Below are 19134 nucleotides of genomic sequence, written 5' to 3' on the forward strand. Positions count from 1 at the left end.
TATGAAAAATATAAAAGTATTTGCAGGAATAATATTAGCAGGGCTTGTTATGTCCTGCAGCGATTTTACCGATTCGCTGGATGCACCATCAGAATCATCGTTGGATGAACAAGTTATTTTTTCCACCCCGGGTCTGGCCCAAAAAGCTGTAGACGGTATTAAAATACCTTTTGGGGAAACAAACTCATACCGTGGGCGTTTTCTACCATGGTATGGGATGAATACCGATGCAGAATGGTATAATTCGTCTGAATCAGTTAGTGATAAATCTGATTTGGTGGCATATGATGCCAAGCCGAATAATGCCGAGATGAATACCACAAATAATGCCTGGGCAATGATGTTCTCAGGTATTGAGCGTGCCAATATTTGCATTCGTGGCATCCGCGCATATGGCAACCCCGCGCCTGATAATGAAATGGGTTATTTGTTAGGCGAGGCGATCACCCTGCGTGCAATTTATTATGCAGATTTGCTTCGCGCCTGGGGTGATGTACCTGAACGTTTTGAACCCATTGAAGAAGCTACGGTATACCTGCCAAAGTCCAACAGGGATATTATTTACAAACGCCTTATTGCCGACCTTGCAGAGGCAGCAACATTGGTGCCGTGGCCTAATGAAAGCGCAGCAACAACATCTGTAGAGCGTATAAACAAAGCTTTTGTAAAAGGCCTGCGAGCACGCCTGGCGCTTGTGGCGAGCGGTTATCAGCAATATCCTGATGGTGTTAGGAGGAGCAACGACCCCGAACTTTCTGTACAAAACATGTATACAATTGCATTGAACGAGTGCCGTGATATCATACAAAGCGGAAGCGCACATCTTGAGCCTACATTTGAAGGTTTATGGAGAAAATACAATCAGGAAAATTTAAGTGCCGGAGGTGAGTCGCTATGGGAAATACCTTTTGGTGAGGGCCGCGGGAGGATGCTGTTTACATTTGCCGTAAATCACGCAAACAGCGACCAGTTTCATGGCAACGGCAGTAACAGGGGCGGTGTAGCAGGGCCGCTGCCAAACCTGTATTATGATTATGATGTGACTGATTTGCGCCGTGATGTAACGTGTGTACCTTACAGGTGGGGAAATCCGGTAAACGGTATTGCCAAGCAGCAGCCTGGCGCACTTAACAGATGGTATTTTGGGAAATTCCGTTATGAGTGGATGAACAGGTTTGTAACCTCAACCAATGATGATGGTGTAAACAAAATTTACATGCGCTATGCCGAAGTACTGCTTATGGCTGCCGAAGCAGCAAATGAACTTGAAGGCCCGGGTGCTGCAGCACCGTATTTAAAGGAAATACGTATGAGGGCTTTCCCTGCAGCGCAACATGCCACAAAGGTGGATGCCTACGTAAACTCATTGGGTAGTAAAACAGCTATGCACCAGGCAATTATGGATGAGCATAAATTTGAGTTTACAGGTGAAATGGAGCGTAAGCAGGCGCTAATCCGTTGGAATAAGCTTGGCGAAAACCTTGCTGAGGCCAAAGCTAAAATGACAAGGTTGCAACAACGTACAGGCGAATATAGCGATGTGGCAACTACGATATATTATAAATTTAACCCTGATAATGTGACAATTACCATTTACGGCTTGAATCACGGCGAAACCGCTAATCCGGGTGCAGGATGGACTTCTGTAACATGGAGCAACCTATCGGATGCTAAGATTGCAGGGCTTTATAGGCCGGGCGTTAATCCGGACCAAAGGCAATTTTGGCCTATCTGGCAGGTTTTTCTGGATGCAAGCAACGGAAAATTGTTTAACGACTACGGTTACTAGTAACTAATTTCCATGTACAAGGCGGTTTATAATAGGGTAATATTTAAGAATTCTTTAACAACCAGGGCTGCACTGATAGCTTTGGTTGTTTTTTGCACGTTTTCATGCAAAGCACAAGTGCAGGATATATCGACAAATTTAAAATGGTCTGAACGTATGGCGCTCTCAATCATGAAGCGTCATCCTGAAGCGTATCAGATTGATGACAAAACTCAGCCTAAATGGGATTACGTACATGGGCTTGTACTTACGTCTTTCGAAAAGATTTATGCCAAAACAGGCGATAAGAAATATTATGACTATATAAAAGGCTACGCTGATGCAACAATAGACAGTGAAGGTAAAATAAAGTCATATAAGTTTGAGAATTACAATATTGACATGGTTGTGGCGGGCAGGCTGTTGTTTAACCTATATGATACAACCAAAGATCCCCGCTATTTCACTGTTATCGAAACGCTCCGAAAGCAACTGAAAGAACAGCCGCGTACTGCGAGCCGAGGCTTTTGGCATAAAAAAGTGTATCCTGACCAAATGTGGCTGGACGGGCTGTATATGGGTGAACCTTTCTATGCAGAATACGTTAAACGTTATGAAAATGGCGACAACTTTAATGACATAGCCCACCAGTTTGAGCTGATACATACCAATGCACGCGATAAAAACACTGGACTACTATATCACGGCTGGGATGAAAGCCGCGAGATGGGATGGGCTAATAAAGTGACAGGCACCTCACCCAATTTTTGGTCAAGGTCACTGGGTTGGTATATGATGGCGCTGGTTGATGTGCTTGATTATTTCCCCGAGAACCATCCGAAACGTAAAGAGCTGGTTAGGTATTTAAATGAAACCGCAAATGCAGTAGCAAAATTCCAGGATAAATCAGGGCTTTGGTACCAGGTTACAGATAAAGGCGGAAGCCCGGGTAACTACCTGGAGTCATCAGGCTCATCAATGTTTGCCTATGCTATGGCCAAAGGAGCTAACAAAGGCTACCTTAATAAAAAGTACAGGAAGATTGCCAATAAGGCATTTGATGGCCTTACTTCAAAACTTATAGTTACAGCACCTGATGGCGAGATAACTATTACGCAGGCTTGTGCCGTAGCCGGGCTGGGCGGAAACCCATACAGGGATGGCTCTTATGAATATTATGTAAACGAGAAGAAAAAAGATAATGACCCAAAGGCTACAGGCCCCTTTATACTTGCCGCCCTTGAATTGAACCGCTAATAAAAATGAAGGCACGTGGTTTGCATGTGCGTTATAGAATTATAGATTACAATTACAACTACCGGTAATGCCGGATAATAAAGATGAGTAAAATGACTTTTGGAAAAAAGCTTTTGTTTGTTTTCTTCATTATGCCTATGCTTGTACTTGCACAGGTGCACGACAAATCATGGAAAAGCATTGTAGAGAGCAAAGATGAAAAATGGTTTGCAAGCGATGAAGCTGCTGCGATAGCCGAGAATGTATTGCTCTACCAGCGTTATATTGGCGGATGGCCAAAGAACATACAAATGCAGGACAAGCTTACCGAAGCTGATAAGAAAAAGCTGAAAGACCTGAAATCGAGCCCTAAGGACTGTACTACCGATAATGGCGCAACAACCCAGGAGATGCTTTTCCTGTCTAAAGTATACAAGCAGCGTCCTGAAGAAAAGTATAAAGAGGCTTTCCTTAAAGGCCTTGATTACCTGATGGAAGCGCAATATAAAAACGGTGGCTGGCCGCAATATTATCCGCTCAAGAAAGGGTATTACACACACATCACTTACAATGATGACAGTATGGTACGTATAATGTGGGTATTAAAAGAAGTAAAAGATAAATCAGGCTTTTACTCTATTACACCTTGTGATAAAACAATTAAAAAGGCAGCTGAAGCTTTTGATAAAGGGGTTGATTGTATATTGAAAACACAGTACAGGCAAAATGGTGTGCTTACGGCATGGTGTGCGCAGCATGATGAGTTTACCCTGCTTCCGGCAAAAGCACGGGCGTATGAGCTGCCATCGTTAAGCGGAAAAGAATCTTCAAAAATAGCACTGTTGCTTATGTCTATCGAAAATCCTTCGGCTGAAGTAAAAGCGGCAGTAGAGGCAGCAGTTACATGGTTTGAAAAAACAAAGATCACCGGTATAAAGATTGAAAGTGTACCGTCTAAAGAAGGCAGCAAGCCTGACAAAGTAGTTGTGCAGGATGCCAATGCGGAGCCGTTGTGGGCAAGGTTTATGGAACTTGATGATAACACGCCTTTTTTCTGTGACAGAGATGGTGTAAAAAAACCAACTATGGCAGAAATAGGCTATGAACGCAGGAGCGGTTACGGATGGTACAGCAATGAGCCTAAAGAAGTTTTAAAGAAATACCCTAAGTGGAAGAACAGCCTGAAATAATTTATTTCGGGCTTTTTAGTGCAATCGATTACAATAATTTTAACTTAATTTACTAATTATGAAGAAAAAATTACAAGTACTCATTTACACACTTGTGTTCTGTGTACCGGTGATCCTCTGTGCCCAAAACACAGTTTATAATTTAGGGGATCAATCAACATTTACCAACACAGGTGTGCAATGGGCGCCTGTTACGTCAACAGTAAGCCCGGATGGCAAGGTACGTACGCAGGCGGCTACAAGCCCATGGCATAGTGCCGGTTATGGTATTGCTTTTAAACAGGGCAATGTATTAGAGATAGATGTGCTTAGCGGCAATAATACCATCCGGTTTTATGGCTCAGTACACAGTTCCGGGACGATGAAGGGGGCATTCTCATTAACCGGCGATGAATTGGGAACTAAAGACGTTGATATGGATGCCTATAACGGCATGGCAGACCAGACCGGATATTATGAATTTACTTATGTAGGAGGCGCCAGAACGCTATACTTTACCTTTAGCGGCAGTAATGCTTACACCCCCGCAATTGCGGTAAACCTTGTTCCTATGACATTTGCCAATACAGATGTGTGGGATTTTGGCGCAACACAGCTCAGTACCAGTTTGTATAACAACAAATTGAACGAAGCCGCAATAAATGCATGGTATCCGGGGTCGGTTACACCGGGAACAGCGGGAGTAAACCTGCCTGTAAGCTGGACGGCCGGCGATTTATCATGGACCCGGAGCTGCCAGCGACAGGCTGCGTACAACTAACACGGCAATAAGCCGCTTTGATGCTAATATAGCCAGCGTGACTACCCACACCGGGCGTGTTTATTGCAATGGTGCAGCTGCTGTAACTGCAGGTTTACCAACATCACGCTTTCTTAGCATTAACCTTCAGGAAGATGATGAAGTGAAGGTTATTGCAAGAGGAGATACCGACGGCGTACTCAAATTTGCGTATGGAGCCAACCCGGCGGCCCAGACAGATAACGCGGCTATAACATCTGCCAGCGGTGCAGTATCAGAACTTAATTTTGTGGCAAAGCAGTCAGGCGTTTATTATTTATTTGACCAATCGTCAAAAGTAAGTTTCTACAGGATTTACAGAAAAGCTGCAACCTATGTAAATGTTACAGGTACGGTAGATGTATCACTTGCTGCCGGGATACCTGCAGGCTATTCGCTTGTATTTACCAACGCTGCAGGAAAATCGTGGACAGCCGCTGTAAATTCAGGTACATACAGTGTGAACATACCTGTAGGATATTCTTATGAACTAAGTTTAGCCAATGCCAGCGGTTATATAATAACTACAGGCGAAACTTTAAATACTGCAGGAATCATTACACCGGCAACAACACATAACGTTGTGGTTTTAGGCGTTTCGCTATATACCGTTAGCGGCAATATCACAGGCCTGGGTACGGCAATTGATAACCTTGCACTTACATATACGCCTGCTGCATCTTCAAATTCCGTTTATGTTCCGGTGCCGGTTGTAAATACTGCTAATGCAACATATACAGTTCAGTTAGAGCCCGGTGTAGAATACACTATTACAGCACAAGGGGTTAATGACTATGAAATCCCTGCTAACACAATTACAATCCCTGCTGCAAATACTACTGCGGCCATTGCCTTTACGCCAAAACCGCTTTATGGTGTTACAATAAATACTACGGGGCTTACGGCCACCCAAAGCGCTGATTTGCAACTGACATTTACTAACCTGAATGAAACGGGTTATGTTTATAATTTTACTAACCTGAATGCAATATCATTGCGCAACGGCACATATAAAGTTTCATTCAGCGGGCTTGACAACTATCCGGTAGAACTGGCACTTACATCTAATTTAGTGGTTAACAATGCTGCAACATCAAAAACACTAACATTTAAGCCTGTAACGGTATGGTCATTCAATGATCAGGCAATCTCTACCAGCACAACAGCATCTTACAAAGGTATGCTGTTTACAGGCCAGATTACTACAGTACCTGCATCGGGGCATTTGGCAGGCAAAACAGCAGCTACTATAAAAGTGCCTGTACATGCCGGTGAAAAAGTTACGGTTTTCTATTACTACACGGCCAACTTCTCTATTGAAGGCGGGGCGGAAATAACCACTGCTACCAATAGTACCAGTATTGTTGAAAAGGCAGAGTACATTTACACAGGTACAACTGATGGCTATGTAACCATAACTTTCGGAGGGCCGTCAACATTAACATCATACCTAACCGAAGTGAGGGTAAACCCTGTTGTTGCTTACACTCCTGTAATTACTGTAGGTATAAATAAAGATTACCAGACCATAAATGGTGCGCTAGGCGCCGTTGCAAACATGAATAGGGGAGCGGCAGACCGTGTTACTATTATGATTGATCCGGGCAACTATGAAGAAATGCTGGTAATAAACCAGGCCAATGTAACGCTTAAAAATGCGTCAGCAACACCAAGCACTGCCATACTAAATAAAGGCGTAGATATATCTCCTGACGCAGTTAGGGTAACATCTTATTACGGGCATGGCTACAATTATTACAGCATGGGCAGCGACCAGAAGTGGAATGCCGATGTACTGGCGGTTAATACTGCTAACGGCTATACATCATACCAGAATACCGGTGCAGGTACTACCAACGGTTCTTACTGGAACGCTACCGTTGTGGTAAGTGCGTCAGGATTTATTGCTGACAATATTATTTTTGAGAATTCTTTCAACCAATACGTTTCTGCTAAAGAGGCACAGGATGTGGTGCAGATGTGGGCCAACGGAAGCCCCGGCGCAAGGCCAACTGTAGTTGGTGATGTATCTGTGCAAAACCGTACAATGGTAGAGCGTGCTGCGGCACTGGCTATTGCTAATAATACTGATAAAGTAATACTCAACAAATGCCGCGTTATTGGCCGCCAGGATTCTTTCTACGGAGGCGCCGGAGCAAGGGTAGCTGTTTATAAAGGCGATTACATGGGCGCAGTAGATTATATTTTTGGGGGGGATGGATGTAGTATTCTACAAATCAAACCTTGCCATGAACGTAAGCGACCAAAGCAATGACCAGTCATATATAACCGCTGCACAACAAACTTCCGGCAGGGGTTACCTAATGTATGAATGTACCGTTACAACAGCTATACCGCAAGTTGAAACTGCTTCAATGTACAGGGCGAAGCCGGGTTATTTCGGGCGCCCGTGGTCTGCAAATACCAGTGAGGTTGTTTTTTACAACACAACAGTTGAAACATCAGACTATCCGGGTTCAGTTGGTAATTCGCTAATCATGCCTTTGGGCTGGCAAAACTCGCTTGGCGGCATATCTGCCGGTATGTATGAATATGGGACTGTTGAGGTTTCGGGTGTAAATAATGGCCCGTCAAGGGCAAGCTGGGCTACGCTGCTCACTACGCCAACACTTAATGACGGAACTGCGATATCAACATTTAACTTTACTAAAGGTACAGACGGCTGGGATCCGTTTCCGCAGCTTATAGCTGATGATGCATTGGGTAATGAAAAGTTTCAGCCTATTGCGGCAGTAAATGTTATTGCTTATAAAAATATCATTAAGGTAAGCAATGTAACTTCATCAACAGATGTATTTGTTTACGGCATCAACGGTGCTTTAGCGAAATCTGTGAAGATTGATAGCGATACGCAATTTGCTATGCCTTCAGGTATCTGGATTACGGTGATAAAGGCTAATGACGGGCAGAAATCTGTTAAGCTGATTACATACTAGATATTTTTTAGGGGAATATCTTTTGATGGCTGTTGCATTCTTGTGACAGCCATTTTTGATAATTAAAGAGTTATATTTTTAATAATCATAAAAAATATGTCTAAATTTTTTGTGTAAAGAAAAAAAATGCTACTTTTATGCAATCGATTACATTTAAATTTTAATAATACAAATACACTTACTTTATGAGAACAAAACTACTTTCACTTTTTGTAACCGCAATACTTGCCACAAGTGTTGCAACTGCCCAAAAAACATGGGACTTCGGCAATGATGCTGCCAATTGGCCAATAGGTACCGGATACCCTAATAATTCTGTGGTTGATAATATGGGTATGTACGCAAATGAATCTGGTTCTATAACCAATTTCGGAGCTATAACTACAAATAGCGCTGCATTTTCTGATGGTTATACCGCTGCACGCCGTTTTCAGCTAAATGGTGCGGGGTATACAAGCAGCACTGGCTTTGTAGCAACACCTGTACAACGTTTCCTGCATTTTGATGTAAGTGGCAATTGTACTGTTAAAGTATGGTTCAGGAGCGGATCAGCTTCAAGTGCACGCACAGTTTATGTTACAGATGGGGCTACTGTGCTTGGCTCGGTTACAACAACTACTGATACTGGCGGAGATTACGGGATTATTACTGCAGCCAACAACGGCGGCCCGAAGAAACTTTATGTATTTGGCGACCAGGCATGTAATATCTATAAAATTCAGGTTATTGGCGCAACTGTATCCAGTCCTGAACCAATAGTACTGGCTAATGAGCAATTTACTGCACTAAACGCTATAAAAGTTTTCGGAAGCCAAAAGCAGGTTTCTTTAGCTAATGTTACTGAAGCTACAAAAGTTGATGTGTACAGCCTAAGCGGTGCTCTTGTAAAATCATTAAGCACTGAGTCTGATACAGCTTTTGAACTTTCAGCTACGGGGCTTTATATTGTAAATCTTACAACTGGACAGGGCCGTAAGTCTGTAAAAGTAATGGTTCAATAATATTTAGTTTTATTTCAATACAGAGTTTAAGTTGAGTTTGATAAATGTTTTTTTGAAGGCAGCGGTTTTACCGCTGCTTTTTTTTATTATATAAAGGCAGCTGATGGTTCGGTAAATTAATGATGTATTTGAGTTCATACTTTATAGTTTACAACAGCCTCTACATAACATAATTTTTTATAAAGCTTACATTGGCAATAGATTCTACAGAATAGTATATGCTTAGTTTCTTTATTTTATCCGCTACGGGCTATTTAGATCGACTCATAGAAGTAAAATGAGCCGGAGAATAATCTTTCTCTAAAGGAATGTTTTGCTAAAAGTCACTTATAAAAAAGCCTCCCCGCATAATTGCGGGGAGGCTTCACAAATTACACAATCTGAAACTATTTTTTCAAAATCTTTTTATCGGTAACACCAAACTCAGTGTAGACTTTTACGAGATAAGTACCTGCATTCAAATCATTCATATCAAGTTTTTTATTATTGCCGGTGCTATTTTTTACCATTTGCCCCAATAGGTTGTACACCATAATTTTTTCTATTGTGGCATCTCCTGTATATATGTTTAATTCGTTTGTGACAGGGTTAGGGTAGAGGCTCACAAATGCTTTAGTTTTATCATCAAGGCTCATTGGCGCATAAGCAGTTTTTATATAGTACAGGTTTGTAGTGCCGCCTTTTGTAATGGTGTTTTCACCTGCAGGGACTGATGTTATTATCACAACACCTGCTGATGCCGTATAATTGGTTCCGTTAAGTTTTATGGTTCCGTTAAAAGTAGGATCAAAAACCAGTGTGAGGGTTGATACCGCAGGAGTTGTGTATTTAATTACCGTTGCTGTTTCAATCTTAAGGCGGGCAGTTAAAGTCAGTCCGTCATAAGTTGTATTGCCCGGAGTAGAATTCATGTTAGCCGACGTGAAAGAATAGAATGTACTGTTGAGTCCTGATGCTGTGAAATTATGAATCTGGTCACCGGTAGGCTGCGTGCCTAAGGTTACTATCCCCGTACCGGATACCGGTGTGCCCGTAGCGCCTGTTGTAGTTACCGTAAAGCTTACATCTGCTGTAGGAGTACCGGATACTGTAACGGTTTTAGCTGTCATGTCTTTAGTGAAATTAATACCAGATGCAGGCAATCCCGTCACATTTACGTCTGTAGCTGTGCCTCCCCAGGTAAATACCATATTTGCAATAGCATTGCCTGGTGCAACAGTCTGCTCATTGTTGGCAGGTATTGCCAGTGTTTGTGAGCTGCCTGTTGCGCCTTCACCCTGGATTGATACAAGCCCTGATGTGTATGATGTAAGTAAGGCCATAAGTGGTGCATGCACGGCAGATGAAGTGTCATCAGTTGCATTATTAAATGTATATGTTATATCTCCTCCTGATACCCTGCCAGCGTATTGCATAACTTTGTCTTTGGCTACAGCAGGTTCATCGGGCACAAAACTGTTTACATAGAGTGCAGGGTTAGTATCAAAATTATTATAAGTGTTATTACCAAGTTTAGATTTGATATTGCTGCCTAAGATTTCATTGCGTGTTGTTGCCACATAGGCATCAAATTCAATAGGGAAGGTTACAGGATCATATGCTACAAATCGTGTCTGGCCGCTCATTTCATTATTAAAAGCTTTGATTATGCCCCCGGCTTCACCTGAAAATGTCCCGTTTGCGCCATTAAATACGTCAGTACCCTGCATTGATATCATCATCGGATATTTGCACTTGCGGAAAAAGTTGCCTTCCATAAATACAGACGAACCTTCGGTTGAGCCTGCACCATACTTTGAGTTTCCGTCAAAATAATTATTATAGACGTGTGCTGAATAAAAACGAACGCGCGGGTGGCGCGAGTCACTATGGTCATACCAATTATGGTGGTAGGTTATGTACAGCCCTACAGTTGTATTTTCGTTAAGCCCCAGTAAATTACATTTGCCGCTATCCCAAAAATGGTTATAAGAAAATGTTACGTAAGTTGATTTTTTGCAATCCATAGCGCCATCACCCTTTGCCTGGTCGGCATCACCTCCGGGTGCGCCATAAAATAAGTCGCAGTGGTGTACCCATACATGGTCATTATCCTGTTGCAGGCCAATATTATCACCTTCATCTGCATCGGTAAGCATAAAGCCCAGGTTGCGTACCTCTATGTTTGTACCTTTCTTTATACGAAGCCCCCAACCGTTTGCCACCGCATCAGAGCCTACACCTTCAAATGTTATAGACCCGGCAGGGTTATTATTATTTTCAATTACTATATCACCGTTCAGCATATAGGTCAAATCAGTAATGTTCCCTATAAGCCTTACAATAAGCGGCCTGTTATCGTTTCCTTTTTTAAAACCGTCGAGTATTCTTTGCAGGCCAATACACGGATTGGTAGTAGCGCCTGTAACATTTAATGAAACTGTATTTTTAGTGTTTTGCGTAATATAAATTATAACAGCATTTGCTTTAACCGTGCCATCAAGATTGTATCCTCCCGGTACGTTGCCGCCGTGGTGCGCAAAACCTGTACGGTCATGCGGCAGCACCGTTATACTGCCGGATGTTGCTGCAGGGCCTTCAACACCACCGCTTACCGGCACTACTTTTACTGTGTAGCTCCCTGCTTTTAATCCAAGGATGTCTGCACGATAATATGTACCGTAACTGCGGATAAGCTGGTTATCAATAAGCTTATCGGTAAGGCCCTCACCTGTATAATAAACGTTGTAACTGTCAGCGCCAGCAACGGGAGCCCACTTAACATAAAGCGACTCGAGCCAGCCGGTTTGCTGTGTAAAATTTACCTGCGCCTGTATCTGCATACTTACAAGCAAGAAAATCAAATAGAGTAAAAATCTTTTCATGATATATAGGTAATAATTATGTAATCGATTGCACAAATTTAAATTATATTTTTTATCATTCAATATTTTTTAGAAAAATAATTACATACAACATAATAAATATTGATATAATTTATGTTTATTATAATTTTTGAAAAGATTTAATACAGATTGGTAATGTTTAAGTAAGTTTGTGTAATCGATTGCGTATGATGATTTGCAAACTCTTTTTTATAACGATACTTCTTTTACTTTCCTGCATTTGCACTGGGCAAAGTGCTTTAGATACTTCTTACACGATACATAGTACTTATACAAAAGAAATCCGCAAATTTCCTTTCATCACGATAGCTAAGCGGGAAAAAGATAAGTCGATTACAGTCAATAAAAATGTAGTTTATAAACGAATAGGCAACCGCGCACTTCACTTTGATGCATTTTTTAGTAATGGAGGGCCGACTTACCCTGCAGTGATATTAATACACGGAGGTGGATGGAAATCAGGCAGCAAAGAACAAATGAATTTGCTTGCGCAGGAGATAGCGGCAAGGGGATATTCATGCTTTTGTGTGCAATACCGGCTTTCCGGTGAAGCTGTTTATCCGGCAGCCATCCAGGATGTACAGGCAGCAATAAGGTTTATCAAAACCAACGCAGCAATGTTTGGTGCCGACCCTGGCAAAGTAGCAGTTTTAGGCTGTTCATCCGGCGGGCAAATGGCAGCGCTTATCGGTACAGCTAATGCCGGGCACAAATCTGGCGACTATAATTATCCCAATCATAATGTTATAGATGCAATCATAAATATGGATGGCATACTCGCCTTTCACCATCCGGAATCGAAAGAGGGCAAAGTTGCGTCACAGTGGCTTGGCGGAACATATGAGGAAAAGCCTGAGGTGTGGGAGGAAGCATCTGCGCTTACCTATGCCGGTGATAAAACACCGCCGATATTGTTCATAAACACCGACATGCCGCGCTTTCATGCCGGGCGTGATGATATGATTGCTGTACTTAATAAATATAATATTTACAGCGATGTAAAAACCATAAAAAGTTCGCCACATTCGTTTTGGTTCTTTGACCCGTGGTTTGACCAGATAGTGGAGTGGTCGGTACAATTTTTAGATAAAGTATTAAAAGGTAAATAATGAAAACATTAAAGATTATTGCAGCACTCCTGCTGGTATCATACAATGGAGTTCACAGCCAGGAAACAAGTAAAAAGAAACAGGCTAAAACCTATGCTGAAATTTCAGTAAAAGAGGATGGTAAATGGGAAGGGCGCAAATATATAGGCGGCACTTTTAAAAATGTAAACAGCCTAAGGGTTGCTGATGAGCATACCGATCATTCTTTTGACATACGTTATGAAGGCCCGGGGTGGGAGTCAGACAAAGTGGGCTACAGGCTTTATCTGGACTGGCGAAATGCTATTGATATTTTCGGGAAAGTAACTGACACAATGGTGCTGCATAAAGTAGGCCTGGACGGTTTTGAGTCTTACCACCACATGAGCCCCTGGGGTATGGACATACTTAAAGCCGGAAAATCGCTTGGTATTGGCGCAATAGGAAGGTATAATGGCACTGAAGTATTACACTTTAACCAGGTTGATTCAACCTTTGCAAGGGTTGATAACAGCCCGAAATCTTCAGATGTGACAGTACGTTATAAAGGCTGGCAGACGGCAGGGGACAAGATTGATTTTGAATCGAAGCTATCTATAAGCCCTGGGCAGCGTTACACAAAACATACCATAAAGGCTTCTAAAAAAATTGAAGGTATTTGTACAGGCATTGTAAGCTTTAAAGATATTGCTTTGGTAAAGAAAGAAAGCACGAATAAGAAATGGGCCTATATTGCAACGTATGGTATGCAGACGCTTAATAATGATAAACTGGGGATGGCCATTTTTTATGAGACAAATACAGTATCACAGCAGGTAAAAGGCCCGCATGACCACCTGCTTATTTTTAAGCCTGCCACAAAGCCGGTAACATTCTATTTTCTAGGGGCATGGGAAAAAGAAAAAAATGGTATAACTACCGAAACCGAATTTTATAATTACCTTGACACAAAGCTGGCAGAACTAAACAAAGCCGGCAAAATATAAATTAACAAATGAAGTTGAAAGTGACATTGTTTACAATACGGGCTATCATAATGATTGCGTGTGTGTCATTTTCTGCTATTGCACAGGATAAGCCAAAAGCTGATGCGTTTTACAAAATTGTTGCACACGATGGCTCAGGAGACTATACAACCATACAGGCAGCTATTGATGATTCTAAATCATTCCCTCCGCAGCGTATAACCATTTTTATAAAAAACGGCACATACCATGAAAAGGTAAAAGTGCATGAATGGAACCCGGATATTACCCTGATAGGCGAAAGCCGGGAAGGCACAGTCATTACTTACAATGATTATTTTGCGAAAGTAAATACAGGCATTAATAGTACGTTTCATACCTACACAATGCTTGTGGAAGGTGATGGGTTTATTGCCAGAGACCTTACGATTGTAAACGCATCGGGCGATGCAGGGCAGGCGGTGGCATTGTCTGTCCATGCCAATAACGCAATCGTGGTAAACTGTTCCATTCTCGGCAATCAGGATACGCTCTATGTAAGCGGTAACGGTTTCAGGATCTATTTTGAAAATTGCCTCATAACAGGTACAACCGATTTTATATTTGGCAGTGCCACAGCCTATTTTAAGAGCTGTACACTCCATAGCCTCAAGAACTCTTACATCACGGCGGCATCAACCCCGCAGGGCGAAGCATACGGTTTTGTGTTTGATGATTGCCGGCTTACTGCTGAAAGAGGAATTGATGCCGTGTACCTGGGCCGCCCCTGGAGGCCTTACGCCAAAACGGTGTTTATAAATTGTATGATGGATGCGCATATCAAACCCGAAGGCTGGTATAACTGGAATAAACAAGAGGCTGAACGTACTGCTTTTTATGCAGAATATAATTGTTCAGGTACAGGATATAAACCGTCAGATCGGGTAAAATGGTCGTACCAACTCACCAAAAGGCAGGCAAAAGCGTATACTGTCGAAAATTGCCTGGGTGTTGCTATGGCTGCCAGAATCAAACAACTACAACTGAAATGAAAAACTACTTCTTAATATTCATAATGTTGGCGAGTGTGACTGCCATAGCGCAAAAAGTTACTATTTACGGGATAGGCGATTCTACCATGGCTGATAAAAAGAATCCGTCTCAAAACCCTGAGCATGGGTGGCTGCAGGTTTTCCCACAGTTTGTTACGGCAGACGTAAAGGTTGTTAACAAAGCAGTAAATGGGCGCAGCACCAGAAACTTTATTGAAGAGGGGAGGTGGGATTCCATCACCAGAGTTCTGAAAAAGGGTGATTATGTGTTTATACAATTCGGGCATAATGACGCGAAGGCTGATGACCCTAAGCGTTATACCAACCCCCCACACGGCCTATCGCTATAACCTTATGCGGTTTGTAAATGAAACCCGGCAAAGAGGAGCGGTACCTGTGCTATTTTCATCTATTGCACGGCGAAAGTTTAATGAACAGGGCGCATTGGTTAGCTCACATGGCGATTATTCCCTTGAGGTGCGGCTTGTGGCAGCTGAACTTAAAGTTCTTTTTATCGACCTGGAATATTATACTGAGCTTCTTGAGCAGTCATACGGCCCTGAAAAATCGAAAGAGCTGCACCTGCATTTTGCACCCAAAGAGAACCCTTATTACCCTGAAGGTAAAAAAGACGATACGCATTTGAGCATTAAGGGCGCAACCGAAATAGCGAAAATTGCTGCCCGTGAACTTAAAAAAACTATTCCTGCGCTAAGGAAATTTTTGAAGTAAGCCTTATTAAATGTTTATAAAAAATCTTACTTTTTTTAATTGGTTATATCTATCGGATATTCTCCGGGAAGTTAGTTCAGATAGTCAAAATCAAAAAGCCTCCTGTGATGAACAAGAGGCTTTTATTCACAATTCTACCAATTTATTTTACAACGGAATAAATCACATAGTCATTTTGCCCGAGCGCGGCTGTACCCATCAGCACCTTAGCGCTATTGGGGAGATTCAGTTTATGCTCCTTTCCGAAATTGACAACCACCGTTACGTCTCTGCCATCAAGTGTCCGGGTGTAGGATATCACATTATTTTTAAAGGTAAGTTCTTTGTATATGCCATATTGCAGTACAGGCTCACTGTTGCGCAGCGCGATGAGCTTTTTGTATTGATGCAGCAATGATGACTTTGCCGGCAACATCTTTTCAGTATTTATGCTTTTATAATTCCCGCTCACCTTGATCCAGGGCTTTCCTGTTGAAAATCCTGCATATCGGGTGGCATCCCATTGCATAGGGCTGCGCGACTTGTCGCGGTTATGCATGTTTGCTTCTGCAAGCGCCTTTTGTGGAGACAAGCCTTTCTCAATAGCCAGCTTGTAGTGTGTTTTTCCCTGTATGTCTACAATCTCCTCATAAGATTCAGCAATAATATTTTGCATCCCAATCTCTTCGCCATAATAAATAAAAGGCACACCTTTAGCCGTGAGCATTAATGCGGCCAAAGCTTCGGCCCGTTTCAGAGAGCCATTAGCCAGCCTGTCAATCATGCGGGGCATATCATGGCTGCCAAAGAAAAGGGTAGGGTAGCTGGCCATCTCTTTCTCCATACTTTGCAGTTCATTGTATATTCTCTCTGCTGAAAATTCAGGTATGCTGCCGAAATTGAAATTAAAGACCACATCTAGCAAGTCTTCACCCTGGTACTGCTTTAGTATATCAATTTTATCACTGCCTATTTCGCCTACAATGAACTTGTCCGGGTATGCATTTACTGTCGACTTTATCATCCGCATGGCATCTTTCACGCCGGGCTGGTCAATATCATTTTTATGCTGCTGTGCGCCGTCATTTACAGGGTTATCAACAGTAATTCCATCTGTCGTGAGAAAGTTGATTACATCGAGCCTGAAGCCGTCTACGCCCATATCAAGCCAAAAGTGCATTATGTTCTTAACTTCAGCTTTAACCTTTGGATTTTGCCAGTTCAGGTCGGCCATACGCACATCAAATTTGTGGTAATAATATTGGCCGGATTTAGCCTCATATTCCCATGCTGTGCCGCCAAAGAACGACTCCCAGTTATTGGGCTTATCTTTCCAGATGTAATAATCCCGATAAGGATTGTCTTTAGACTTCTGTGCTTCCTTAAACCATTTGCATTCGGTAGAAGTATGGTTCAGCACCATATCCATAATTACTTTTATATCTCTCTTGTGCGCTTCGTTTAAGAAGGTTTTAAAATCGGCCATTGAGCCATATGTAGGGTCAATGGCGTAGTAATCTGCTACATCGTAGCCATTGTCAACTTTTGGCGATTTTAAAAAGGGGGTAAGCCAGATACCTTTAATACCTAACTTTTGCAGATAGTCCAGCTTACCCGTAATACCGTTAAAATCTCCGTATCCGTCACCATTGCTGTCAGCATAGCTGGGCATGTATATTTGATAGAATACGGTTTCTTTCCACCATTTTTTGTCAGGCTGAGTATTTTGAGCCTTCAAAGATATATGAAGCATAAAGCAAATAGCAGAAAGGCAGATTTTAAAGGATTGACTTTTCATTTATTTTCCTTGTGCGTTGTAATCAACCACCACACCGTTTACAGTCATTTTTGAGCCCTTATAGCTTACTTTACCTTTTGCAGGCACCATCACTACAACGGCTGAATGTTTACCCCCGATGTTGATTTTAGTATTGCCCGAAACGTTCCTGGCAATGTATTTACCGGAAACTGTGTCATAAAGGTCTATCTTCTTTTTCCCAACATTAATGCTGATGGCCTTGCCATCATTATGCGGGTTATAGTACAGGAAAGTAGGATAAGCCTTATCACGGAAGAAATCTGTCGCCAGCAGGTCAAGCTGCAAGATGCCTTCAATATCAGTCGTTTTGATGATACTGCCAAAAATGCCCACATGCCCACTGCCGTATACGCTTAGCTGCGACTCAGGCGGGTTTTTGCCGGGTACCCACAACGGGCCATCACCTTGGGCTACAGGGGCTTTCACATGTTTGTAAGTATCCATGTTGGACCGCTCTATGATACCCTCGTAGGCAATTACGCCTTTAGATACCTCATTGGCAATCTGCGGGATAGTTTCGTGCTCGTCAGGCATATGCTGCGGATAAAAGAACTTTGAAGCATTGGCGGCATTCAGCATCCATTTGCCTATGGCGTTGGCATAACTCTGATCATAACGTACCATAGGTACCAGAGGCCAGGCAGCATCATACGTATTCATCAAAAAGCCGTAGCCCCCGTGGTCAACCGTGCTTCCTACAGTGCCCGAAATGTCAAAACCATTCCAGTTGCCCACCAGTACGCCCCAGCCTTCGCGGCATATTGCTGTACCGTCAAAACTCCAGCGCAGCATTTTTGCCGTATCATATTTCTTACCCTGCTCTGCACTTATCCTCGCAGCGAGGTATGCGCCGAAAGGCATCAGCAGTTCATACGTAGGGTTTTGGGAATTTGCCTCAAGAGCCGATAATGCTGATAGTGCCCCTTGAAGATACTTTTCATCCCCAAATTTCTTGTATGCCGAATATAGCACCCATGCATGGCCTGCTGCCGCATCGGGCTGTATGCAAATGTTGTTTTTCATTGGCGTCATCTTCCCGTAATCAAAGTACGAGTAGTCGTAATTGCCTTTCAGTATTTTATCAGCCTCGTAAAATTTATTGGCGATTGTCCTGGCCAGGCTATCAAGTCCGGGCTCGTTTGGGTATTTGTCATAAATCGCATAGAATAAAAGGTTGGGGTACACATCATACCACCAGTCGCGCCCGTAGCCACCACCCAGCAAAGCCACTTCAGGTGCGGTGTTGTTCATCATGATGTTCCAGCCGGTATCTTTATTAAAGTAGTTTTTCAGCATAGCTACATAGTTGCGGCCATCCTGTTTTGTTTTATCAACACCTACAAGTGTGGCACCAAGAGTTGCACCCATGGTTGCCAGCGCTTCATGAAACATGCCTTTATTGGCAGTTCCCTGCCTGACGTCACCCATTGCGGTATAGATACCTACAACATCCTGCGGGAAGTTTTTTTGTGATTTGTCAACCCACACCAATGGCCAGTTTTTGCCTTTCGAGTTAAAATTATACACGGTGGCATCAAAATCTTTAGCCAGTTGGTTGTAATTTATTATACCAAACGGTTTTGGCAGGTCGGGCATTTGATTTACACGCTCAACCGGCTGTTGTTTAACCTGTGCACTTGCATGAAGGGATATAAGCAAAAAAAGCAGTGCACAGGACCTAAAATATTTTTTCATAATGAAATGT

15 protein-coding genes are annotated in these 19134 nt (G+C 42.6%); 12 read left to right on the forward strand and 3 right to left on the reverse strand.

Going from position 1 to position 19134, the window contains the following annotated elements; all coding sequences use genetic code 11:
• The first annotated feature begins 1 nt into the window (after position 1).
• The 7 genes from LRS05_RS08025 to LRS05_RS08055 all read left to right on the forward strand — a co-directional run bounded on the left by LRS05_RS08025 (position 2) and on the right by LRS05_RS08055 (position 8930).
• On the forward strand, positions 2 to 1789 hold the full coding sequence (locus tag LRS05_RS08025; RefSeq protein WP_257867842.1) for a RagB/SusD family nutrient uptake outer membrane protein: 1788 nt from the start codon (positions 2 to 4) through the stop codon (positions 1787 to 1789).
• 12 nt (positions 1790 to 1801) lie between these two features.
• Complete coding sequence (locus LRS05_RS08030) at positions 1802 to 3025, forward strand: glycoside hydrolase family 105 protein (protein ID WP_374707765.1); 1224 nt, start codon at positions 1802 to 1804, stop codon at positions 3023 to 3025.
• A 92-nt stretch (positions 3026 to 3117) separates the two neighbouring features.
• Positions 3118 to 4194 carry a pectate lyase gene (gene pelA / locus LRS05_RS08035; RefSeq protein ID WP_257867843.1) on the forward strand — a complete coding sequence of 359 codons (1077 nt, stop codon included), beginning with the start codon at positions 3118 to 3120 and terminating at the stop codon, positions 4192 to 4194.
• Positions 4195 to 4252: 58 nt separating this feature from the next.
• Positions 4253 to 4954 (forward strand): hypothetical protein, encoded by a 702-nt coding sequence (locus LRS05_RS08040; protein WP_257867844.1) that lies wholly within the window; start codon positions 4253 to 4255, stop codon positions 4952 to 4954.
• A 37-nt stretch (positions 4955 to 4991) separates the two neighbouring features.
• Positions 4992 to 7247, forward strand: a complete 2256-nt coding sequence (locus tag LRS05_RS08045; RefSeq protein ID WP_257867845.1) for a pectinesterase family protein — start codon at positions 4992 to 4994, stop codon at positions 7245 to 7247.
• Positions 7189 to 7929 carry a hypothetical protein gene (locus LRS05_RS08050; RefSeq protein ID WP_257867846.1) on the forward strand — a complete coding sequence of 247 codons (741 nt, stop codon included), beginning with the start codon at positions 7189 to 7191 and terminating at the stop codon, positions 7927 to 7929. The genes LRS05_RS08045 and LRS05_RS08050 overlap by 59 nt, the downstream gene beginning before the upstream one ends.
• Before the next feature lie 185 nt (positions 7930 to 8114).
• Entirely contained in the window at positions 8115 to 8930 is an 816-nt protein-coding gene (locus tag LRS05_RS08055) for a T9SS type A sorting domain-containing protein (RefSeq protein ID WP_257867847.1), read from the forward strand.
• A gap of 386 nt (positions 8931 to 9316) precedes the next feature.
• Here LRS05_RS08055 and LRS05_RS08060 read toward each other — a convergent pair whose 3' ends face one another.
• On the reverse strand, positions 9317 to 11794 hold the full coding sequence (locus LRS05_RS08060; protein ID WP_257867848.1) for a T9SS type A sorting domain-containing protein: 2478 nt from the start codon (positions 11792 to 11794) through the stop codon (positions 9317 to 9319).
• A gap of 191 nt (positions 11795 to 11985) precedes the next feature.
• Between LRS05_RS08060 and LRS05_RS08065 the strand changes: the two genes are divergently transcribed.
• From LRS05_RS08065 to LRS05_RS17270, 5 genes are read left to right on the forward strand one after another with little or no spacing between them, the layout of a single operon-like run.
• Positions 11986 to 12924, forward strand: coding sequence for an alpha/beta hydrolase (locus tag LRS05_RS08065; protein WP_308224968.1), 939 nt, complete (start codon positions 11986 to 11988; stop codon positions 12922 to 12924).
• A complete protein-coding gene (locus tag LRS05_RS08070; RefSeq protein ID WP_257867850.1) occupies positions 12924 to 13889 on the forward strand; it encodes a DUF4861 domain-containing protein in 966 nt (321 codons plus the stop codon). Before LRS05_RS08065 ends, LRS05_RS08070 begins: the two co-directional genes overlap by 1 nt.
• An 8-nt stretch (positions 13890 to 13897) precedes the next feature.
• Positions 13898 to 14899: a pectinesterase family protein gene (locus LRS05_RS08075; protein ID WP_257867851.1), complete on the forward strand. Its 1002-nt coding sequence runs from the start codon at positions 13898 to 13900 to the stop codon at positions 14897 to 14899.
• Positions 14896 to 15249 (forward strand): GDSL-type esterase/lipase family protein, encoded by a 354-nt coding sequence (locus tag LRS05_RS17265; RefSeq protein WP_308224859.1) that lies wholly within the window; start codon positions 14896 to 14898, stop codon positions 15247 to 15249. Before LRS05_RS08075 ends, LRS05_RS17265 begins: the two co-directional genes overlap by 4 nt.
• Complete coding sequence (locus LRS05_RS17270; protein ID WP_308224861.1) at positions 15188 to 15631, forward strand: hypothetical protein; 444 nt, start codon at positions 15188 to 15190, stop codon at positions 15629 to 15631. Before LRS05_RS17265 ends, LRS05_RS17270 begins: the two co-directional genes overlap by 62 nt.
• Positions 15632 to 15773: 142 nt before the next feature.
• Here LRS05_RS17270 and LRS05_RS08085 read toward each other — a convergent pair whose 3' ends face one another.
• A complete protein-coding gene (locus LRS05_RS08085; protein ID WP_257867852.1) occupies positions 15774 to 17282 on the reverse strand; it encodes an alpha-glucosidase in 1509 nt (502 codons plus the stop codon).
• A gap of 126 nt (positions 17283 to 17408) precedes the next feature.
• The gene (locus LRS05_RS08090) at positions 17409 to 19124 is read right to left on the reverse strand and encodes a hypothetical protein (RefSeq protein ID WP_257867853.1); all 1716 of its coding nucleotides are present in this window, start codon (positions 19122 to 19124) and stop codon (positions 17409 to 17411) included.
• Between the last annotated feature and the right edge of the window lie 10 nt (positions 19125 to 19134).

The organism is Flavobacterium sp. J372, assembly GCF_024699965.1.
In the GTDB taxonomy this organism is placed as follows: Bacteria; Bacteroidota; Bacteroidia; order Flavobacteriales; family Flavobacteriaceae; genus Flavobacterium.

Bases quoted from the DNA above. Each gene is read 5' to 3' on its own strand.
- LRS05_RS08075 (WP_257867851.1), top strand. From the start codon at position 13,898: ATGAAGTTGAAAGTGACATTGTTTACAATACGGGCTATCATAATGATT.
- pelA (WP_257867843.1), top strand. From the start codon at position 3,118: ATGACTTTTGGAAAAAAGCTTTTGTTTGTTTTCTTCATTATGCCTATG.
- LRS05_RS08025 (WP_257867842.1), top strand. From the start codon at position 2: ATGAAAAATATAAAAGTATTTGCAGGAATAATATTAGCAGGGCTTGTT.
- LRS05_RS08085 (WP_257867852.1), bottom strand. From the start codon at position 17,282: ATGCCCAGCTATGCTGACAGCAATGGTGACGGATACGGAGATTTTAAC.
- LRS05_RS17270 (WP_308224861.1), top strand. From the start codon at position 15,188: ATGACGCGAAGGCTGATGACCCTAAGCGTTATACCAACCCCCCACACG.
- LRS05_RS08040 (WP_257867844.1), top strand. From the start codon at position 4,253: ATGAAGAAAAAATTACAAGTACTCATTTACACACTTGTGTTCTGTGTA.
- LRS05_RS08070 (WP_257867850.1), top strand. From the start codon at position 12,924: ATGAAAACATTAAAGATTATTGCAGCACTCCTGCTGGTATCATACAAT.
- LRS05_RS08030 (WP_374707765.1), top strand. From the start codon at position 1,802: ATGTACAAGGCGGTTTATAATAGGGTAATATTTAAGAATTCTTTAACA.
- LRS05_RS08060 (WP_257867848.1), bottom strand. From the start codon at position 11,794: ATGAAAAGATTTTTACTCTATTTGATTTTCTTGCTTGTAAGTATGCAG.
- LRS05_RS17265 (WP_308224859.1), top strand. From the start codon at position 14,896: ATGAAAAACTACTTCTTAATATTCATAATGTTGGCGAGTGTGACTGCC.
- LRS05_RS08055 (WP_257867847.1), top strand. From the start codon at position 8,115: ATGAGAACAAAACTACTTTCACTTTTTGTAACCGCAATACTTGCCACA.
- LRS05_RS08050 (WP_257867846.1), top strand. From the start codon at position 7,189: ATGGATGTAGTATTCTACAAATCAAACCTTGCCATGAACGTAAGCGAC.
- LRS05_RS08090 (WP_257867853.1), bottom strand. From the start codon at position 19,124: ATGAAAAAATATTTTAGGTCCTGTGCACTGCTTTTTTTGCTTATATCC.
- LRS05_RS08065 (WP_308224968.1), top strand. From the start codon at position 11,986: ATGATTTGCAAACTCTTTTTTATAACGATACTTCTTTTACTTTCCTGC.